General features: G+C 30.4%; 8 protein-coding genes. 2 read left to right on the forward strand and 6 right to left on the reverse strand.

All coding sequences use genetic code 11. The annotated features are described in order from the left end of the window. Window positions 1-32: 32 nt before the first annotated feature. From DIU01_RS13675 to xrtF, 5 genes are read right to left on the reverse strand one after another with little or no spacing between them, the layout of a single operon-like run. Window positions 33-374 carry a heavy-metal-associated domain-containing protein gene (locus DIU01_RS13675; RefSeq protein ID WP_290835364.1) on the reverse strand — a complete coding sequence of 114 codons (342 nt, stop codon included), beginning with the start codon at window positions 372-374 and terminating at the stop codon, window positions 33-35. 20 nt (window positions 375-394) lie between these two features. Beyond that, complete coding sequence (locus DIU01_RS13680) at window positions 395-2,401, reverse strand: TonB-dependent siderophore receptor (RefSeq protein ID WP_290835366.1); 2,007 nt, start codon at window positions 2,399-2,401, stop codon at window positions 395-397. 52 nt (window positions 2,402-2,453) lie between these two features. After that, a complete protein-coding gene (locus tag DIU01_RS13685; RefSeq protein ID WP_290835368.1) occupies window positions 2,454-2,873 on the reverse strand; it encodes a hypothetical protein in 420 nt (139 codons plus the stop codon). A gap of 46 nt (window positions 2,874-2,919) precedes the next feature. Continuing rightward, on the reverse strand, window positions 2,920-3,363 hold the full coding sequence (locus DIU01_RS13690; RefSeq protein WP_290835370.1) for an exosortase F system-associated protein: 444 nt from the start codon (window positions 3,361-3,363) through the stop codon (window positions 2,920-2,922). After that, window positions 3,338-3,895, reverse strand: coding sequence for an exosortase family protein XrtF (gene xrtF / locus DIU01_RS13695; protein ID WP_290835372.1), 558 nt, complete (start codon window positions 3,893-3,895; stop codon window positions 3,338-3,340). The genes DIU01_RS13690 and xrtF overlap by 26 nt, the downstream gene beginning before the upstream one ends. Before the next feature lie 72 nt (window positions 3,896-3,967). On the opposite strand from xrtF, the gene DIU01_RS13700 reads away from it, so the two are divergent. Next, window positions 3,968-4,420 carry a GAF domain-containing protein gene (locus DIU01_RS13700; RefSeq protein ID WP_290835374.1) on the forward strand — a complete coding sequence of 151 codons (453 nt, stop codon included), beginning with the start codon at window positions 3,968-3,970 and terminating at the stop codon, window positions 4,418-4,420. A gap of 57 nt (window positions 4,421-4,477) precedes the next feature. Here DIU01_RS13700 and DIU01_RS13705 read toward each other — a convergent pair whose 3' ends face one another. Beyond that, complete coding sequence (locus DIU01_RS13705) at window positions 4,478-4,774, reverse strand: isoamylase early set domain-containing protein (RefSeq protein WP_290835376.1); 297 nt, start codon at window positions 4,772-4,774, stop codon at window positions 4,478-4,480. Between the two features lie 237 nt (window positions 4,775-5,011). On the opposite strand from DIU01_RS13705, the gene DIU01_RS13710 reads away from it, so the two are divergent. Continuing rightward, window positions 5,012-5,230, forward strand: a 219-nt coding sequence (locus DIU01_RS13710) for a 2TM domain-containing protein (protein WP_290835378.1), incomplete at its 3' end; no start/stop codon positions are given.

Genomic DNA, 5,230 nt, shown 5'->3' on the forward strand with positions numbered 1-5,230 from the left:
TAAGAGACAGCTTTTATACTATTAAATTTTTGTTATTTTCTTTCGTATTGACAACATCCATGCAATTTGTCATAATCTGCATCGGTAGCTTTCACTTCGTCTGAATCATGACCTGCTTTTGCAATGGCTTTTTTCACATCCAATGAAGAACATTTTTCTTCGTTGATAATTAAATGCAAGGTTTTATCATCAATATGATACTCAGCACTTTTTACTCCTTTTACAGAAAATACCGCTTTCTCAATTCGCTTTTTACACATTTCACAATTGCCATTCACTTCAATATCAAGTTTGGCATTTTTATTTTTTTTCTCTTGAGCTTGAGTTGAAAGCGTTACAAATAGCAACATCATTCCTAAAATTATATTTTTCATTATCTTATATTTTAAATTTATTATTTTATTTTAAATCGCAATCCTGCATAATACATTTGACCAAAAACTGGCGCGTACACAATTGAGGTATCAAAAGACGTACCGAAAGGATCGTTTGCTCCTAAAATCGCTTTGTCTTGTCTATAATTTCCAATGTTTTCGCCACCAATATACATTTCGAAAGTACTTGAAAATGTTCTTGTAATTTGAGCATTCATCACCGAAAATGAAGGTGAATACTCTGGCAATCTGTCTTCAGGAGCATTTGAAGCAGTAAAAGGCAATTGCTGTTTTCCCAACCAGTTTAATGTAAAATCAAACTTCCATTGTTGTCCTTTTTCTTTAATGTGTGTTTCGTATTCTAAATTTCCAAATAAACGATGTTTGGCCTGCAGTGGTCTTTGAAAACTTCCCGATAAATAATCGGTAGAAATGTCATAATATTTGTAAGCCGTTCTTAAATTAAAGTGCTTTACAATTTCATAATTAAAATCGATTTGCAAACTATTGGCATACGAATCACCTCGTAAATTGTAAAATAAAACTTCTTGCGGACTTTGCATTACATCTACAACTGCTTGATTTTGAAAATCGGTTCTGTAAAAATCTACAGTTACGTCGGCGCTTTTGCCAAATAAGATGAAATTCTGAGTAAAACTAATACCGTAATTCCAAGCGATTTCTGGATCTAATCCGTAGATTTTTCCATTAGAATCTAAAACAGAAAACACTCTTGAACTAGCAAAAAGCTGTTGGTTTTCTGCATAAATATTAGCAGCACGTTTTCCTCTTCCAGCAGAAAATCGAAACACTGATTTTTCCCATGGATTGTATCGAACATGTAATCTTGGTGTAAAAAATGCTCCTAACCTATTTTGATAATCAAATCTTCCTCCCAAAATATAACTGAATTTATCAGTATCATCGTAAGTATACTCGAAGAATGCTCCAACAGAATTATCAATTCTACTTACATCAGCCAAGTTTACAAATTCGGCATATTTGTCATAAGTAAAATTCAAACCTGTAGAAAATTTGTGCATTGTATTACTAATAATCGAATTAAAAATCAGATTCGAATAAAAACTTTGATGTTTGATGTTGTACTGGTTTAATCCAAAATAAGATTCTTGATTGTGGTTGCTAAAGGCATTTTGAAATCCGATGCTTTGATACGGCATGTCTTTGAAAACATAACCCACTTTCGAGCTAAAATCAAATCGATCAGTTACAATTTCTGAACCCCAATAATTGGTTGTTAACTTATCTCTACCAGGATTAAAATCTAATTCTCCTGTTTGTTTTTCATCACGCATGTATCTCGCATTCAAGAACGTAACCCAACCCGCTTCTGGATTAGAATATTGCCATCTGTTAGCAACATTTAATTGTCTTCCAAGCGGATTGTCTAGAAAACCATCATCGTTCATATCATTTTTTGCCACACGAGCATTTCCGTGAACGAACAAACTTGTCGCCCATTTATCGGATACTTTTTTATTGAAATGGGTGTTTAATTCAAACCTACTATCGGTTGAACCATAAGCATTTAAAAAGAACGGAATGTCTGATGCTGGTTTAATTAACTCGGTGTTTATTTGACCTGAAATACTTTCAAATCCATTCACAACGCTTCCTGCACCTTTTGTAATTTGGATACTTTCTACCCAAGTTCCAGGTGTAAATGATAATCCGTAAGCTTGAGAAGCGCCACGAACCGAAGGAATATTTTCCTCAGTAATCATTAAATATGGACTTGTTAAACCCAACATTTTTATCTGTTTGGTTCCAGTCAACGCGTCAGAGAAATTTACATCAATTGATGGATTGGTTTCAAAACTTTCTGCTAGGTTACAGCATGCCGCTTTGAGTAATTCTTTGCTAGATACTAAAGTTGTATTAGCCGTTTTGGTAAGTGATTTTTTTATTCCTTTTTGCTTTCCTGTGACTTTTACATCCTCCAATTTCTCTTGAGAAAATGATATTGTAACAGCCAAAAGCATTGAGAAAACTAGTGCTTTTTTCATTAAATAATGGTTTAATATTCATAATTGTTTTAAAATTAAATGAACATTAAACTTATCCGAATAGCGTAAATTGACAGTAGAGTTTATAAAAAGGCGGCGAATTGGCATCGCAGTAATAGGCAACAGATTGAATATTTAATGGAGTTGTTTCAGATGAAAATGAAATTGCTTTCCATTCATTAATATAATAAACCGATTGTAAGTCGAAAGTAATTGATTTTACTACAATTTTCTCAGCTTTATTCTTAAGATTTACTTCTTTATCTGAACAACATTTTTTGTGCGAAGTTTCTTTTTTAGCACAACATTTTTTTTCTTCTTTTACAGGAACAACACAAACTTCTTCATTCGAAAAAACAGAAGAAACAGCCGCAATTTTATCGCCACAATAATGCACATTAAAAGCTAATCCCGAATTGGAAACCAAAAGGAAAAACGCGATTAATAGACTTATGTGCTTTTTAAATTGCATGTTGCAAAGATACTATTAAAGAACTTACTAAACTCATAATAAATTGTTATTTCATTCTTTTTTGATAATAAAACGCTGGAATAAATAACATTACAAATATTGGCTGAATGATAAATCTTCTGATGTAGAATAAAATCATTTTGCTTTCTGGTCCAAAAAACTTTAAAACAAAAAAGAAACTAATCATTAAAATACTTCCGAAAACCATGTAAAGTAAAATTGAAAATTTCACGATTTTGGTGTCTTTAAAAATCATATAAATCAATGCTAATGAAATCATCGAATTAATATAAAATCGGAATCCGTAGCTGAAAAATAGTTTTAAAATACTGATGTTAGGATAAGGCGCATTTGTAAATTCATTTTTAAAATAAACTAAAAATGGATCGTAAAATAAGTTGGATTCAAAAACGCGAATAGCAATTAAAAGCAGTATTAAAAAAAGCGTTATTGCAGCTCTAGTTTTATCTTTTAGAAGATTTTTTAGCATAAGATGAAAATTTAATAACCCAAACAATCCATAAAATAAAAACGACTCCATAGATAAACAACGGAAAAATAACGCCGTGAAGTACTTCTTGATATTGTGGATAATGAAACATTGAAACTCCTAAAAGTGCAATTCTGATGATATTAAAAATATGGATTGAAATGCATCCAAATAGAATAAAAAGTACTGTTTGCTTGAATTTTCCTGAAAATGCAAATATAAAACTCACAAATAAAATCATTACACTCAAAGCGTTACAACCTTCAATTATTCTCGAAACCCACTTTTCTCTGTAAAATAAATTCACACTTGGCTCGGTAAAATTGGGTTCAACGTGAGTTCTTGAATCAAACACCGAAATTAGTTTAGTAGTTTGATTAGCAACAATTTGTGTAAAGCCATCAACTTCAAACTTCTGTTGATCATATATACCTAAATAACTGTAATAAGCAAAAGTCAAAACTAAATAAGCTCCTATAAATTTTGATAAAAAAAGCAAAAAAGGTTTGTATTCTTTAAAATATTTTTTCAATTTATTTTTTTTAACAAATTTATATAAAAAGTTAAGACACACAATAATTACTTTTGCATAAAAAATAAATTTATGAGTTTTGAAAGTTTAAAACCATCGGTAATTTCGATTCTTTCTGATACTGGTTCTAGAGATGAGAAATTAAAAAATCTATGTCAATTTTTATCTGATTCTGTTGACTATTACAATTGGGTTGGATTTTATTTTGCCAATCACGATACTAAAACATTACATCTTGGTCCCTACGTTGGTGCCGAAACCGATCATACTGTAATTCCGTTTGGAAAAGGTATTTGCGGACAAGTTGCTGTTTCAAATCAGAATTTTGTAGTGCCAGATGTTGCTGCTCAAGACAATTACATCGCGTGTAGTTTTACAGTAAAATCTGAAATTGTGGTGCCACTTTTTATAAATGATGTAAATATTGGTCAAATAGATATTGATAGTCATGTTCTTGATCCGTTTACAGAAAAAGACGAGAAGTTTTTAGAATTTGTGAATCTTGAAGTTGCCAAATTATTCTAATAAAAAAAATCCGTTCACTTAAAAAATGAACGGATTTTAAATATAAACAAACAAAACCTAAACCTCTAAAACACTATTTTCAGCATTTGCAAATTCGTTCCAACGGAAACTATCTGCTTCTGGATCATTAACATAAGCACCGTCAACTAGATATTTGAATTCAAATGTGTTGTCTTTTGGCAAATCAAATGTAGCTTTAAACGTTCCGTTTTTTAACTTTGATAATTCACCTTCTGCTGGATTCCAACTGTTGAAATCACCAATAACTGCAGCTGTATTTGCTTCTTTCGCTTCTAAAGAGAAAGTAACTTTACAAACTGGTTTTGTTTTTATAAATTGCTTCTTGATTGCCATAACTATTTCATTTATAGATTAGTGAGACAAAGTAAAGCAATATTAATTAACAAATAACAAGGTGTTGCAGATTTATTGTTTTAATAAAATTTGCCCCAATTTCTACTTAAATTCTTAATTTATAGCTTGTTAAATTTTACTTTTCAAATAAGAAAACGTTTTCTTAATATGCTATACTGAAATCACAATTTTGTTTTTTAAATAAATTTCATACCTTTAAAAACAAATTTTAACGTTATGGACAGTGAACAAATAGAAATGTATGAATATGCTCGAAAGAGAATTAAACAAAAAAAAGGGCTTTATACCCATTTTGTAGTATTCTTTTTAGCTAGTATTTTTCTTTTTATCGCAAATAAATTGATGAATATTGGCGAACCAAATAATTGGTACATTTGGGCAATTACCATTTGGCTATTTATTTTTATACTTCATTTTATAAAAGTATTTATTTTA

Source organism: Flavobacterium sp. (assembly GCF_003525665.1).
GTDB lineage: Bacteria > Bacteroidota > Bacteroidia > Flavobacteriales > Flavobacteriaceae > Flavobacterium.

Coding starts and splice junctions, on each gene's coding strand:
- DIU01_RS13675 (WP_290835364.1), bottom strand. CDS start 374: ATGAAAAATATAATTTTAGGAATGATGTTGCTATTTGTAACGCTTTCA.
- DIU01_RS13680 (WP_290835366.1), bottom strand. CDS start 2,401: ATGAAAAAAGCACTAGTTTTCTCAATGCTTTTGGCTGTTACAATATCA.
- DIU01_RS13685 (WP_290835368.1), bottom strand. CDS start 2,873: ATGCAATTTAAAAAGCACATAAGTCTATTAATCGCGTTTTTCCTTTTG.
- DIU01_RS13690 (WP_290835370.1), bottom strand. CDS start 3,363: ATGCTAAAAAATCTTCTAAAAGATAAAACTAGAGCTGCAATAACGCTT.
- DIU01_RS13700 (WP_290835374.1), top strand. CDS start 3,968: ATGAGTTTTGAAAGTTTAAAACCATCGGTAATTTCGATTCTTTCTGAT.
- DIU01_RS13705 (WP_290835376.1), bottom strand. CDS start 4,774: ATGGCAATCAAGAAGCAATTTATAAAAACAAAACCAGTTTGTAAAGTT.